At 68.7% G+C, this 1,463-nt stretch carries 1 protein-coding gene; it reads left to right on the forward strand.

Features of this window, described 5'->3' with window-relative positions; genetic code table 11:
- Positions 1-1,463: ATP-dependent zinc metalloprotease FtsH (ftsH, locus tag ACFOYU_RS15340; RefSeq protein WP_377034259.1), on the forward strand; the 1,463-nt coding region annotated here is incomplete at both ends.

Here is a 1,463-nt window from a genome sequence, read left to right on the forward strand (position 1 = left end):
GGCAAGTCGAAGGCGAAGCTTCTGACGGAGGCGCATGGCCGTGTGACGTTTGAGGACGTGGCGGGCATCGACGAGGCCAAGGAGGACCTTCAGGAGGTGGTGGAGTTTCTGCGCGATCCGCAGAAGTTCCAGCGCCTGGGCGGGCGCATTCCCCGCGGCGTGCTGCTGGTCGGGCCTCCCGGCACCGGCAAGACGCTCACCGCCCGCGCCGTGGCCGGCGAGGCCAACGTGCCGTTCTTCACCATTTCGGGCTCGGACTTCGTCGAGATGTTCGTGGGCGTGGGCGCCTCCCGCGTGCGCGACATGTTCGACCAGGCCAAGAAGAACGCGCCCTGCATCATCTTCATCGACGAGATCGACGCGGTCGGCCGCCATCGCGGCGCCGGTCTGGGCGGCGGCAACGACGAGCGCGAGCAGACCCTCAACCAGCTTCTGGTCGAGATGGACGGCTTCGAGGCCAACGAGGGCGTGATCATCATCGCGGCCACCAACCGGCCCGACGTGCTCGATCCGGCGCTGCTGCGCCCGGGCCGCTTCGACCGCCAGATCGTGGTGCCCAACCCGGACGTGGTCGGGCGCGAGAAGATCCTGCGGGTGCACGTGCGCAAGGTGCCGCTGGCGCCGGACGTGGACCTGAAGGTGATCGCCCGCGGCACCCCCGGCTTCTCGGGCGCGGACCTGATGAACCTGGTCAACGAGGCGGCGCTTCTGGCGGCGCGGCGCGGCAAGCGCATCGTGACCATGCAGGAGTTCGAGGACGCCAAGGACAAGGTGATGATGGGCGCCGAGCGCCGCACCCTGGTGATGACCGACGACGAGAAGCGCCTGACCGCCTATCACGAGGCCGGACACGCCATCGTGGCGCTGAACGTGCCGGCGACCGACCCGGTGCACAAGGCCACCATCATCCCGCGCGGGCGGGCTCTGGGCATGGTGATGCAGCTGCCGGAGCGGGACAAGCTGTCGATGACCTACGAGCAGATGACGTCGCGTCTGGCGATCATGATGGGCGGGCGCATTGCCGAGGAGATGATCTTCGGCCAGGAGAAGGTGACCTCGGGGGCGCAGTCGGACATCGAGCAGGCGACGCGGCTGGCCCGGATGATGGTGACCCGGTGGGGGTTCTCGCCGGAGCTGGGCACGGTGGCCTATGGGGAGAACCAGGAGGAGGTGTTCCTGGGCATGTCCATGGGGCGCCAGCAGAACATCTCGGAGGCCACCGCCCAGAAGATCGACTCGGAGGTGCGGCGTCTGGTGGAGGCGGGTCTCAACGACGCGCGGCGGATCCTGACGGAGAAGCAGCAGGATCTGGAGGCGCTGGCGAAAGGTCTTCTGGAGTACGAGACCCTGTCGGGGGACGAGATCCGCAACCTTCTCGACGGGCAGCCGCCGATCCGCGACACCGGCGAGAGCGTCACCGCCACCCGCGGCTCCGCCGTCCCCACCGCAGGACGCGGAAGGCC

Source organism: Microvirga sp. GCM10011540 (assembly GCF_042650665.1).
Lineage (GTDB): Bacteria > Pseudomonadota > Alphaproteobacteria > Rhizobiales > Beijerinckiaceae > Microvirga > Microvirga lenta.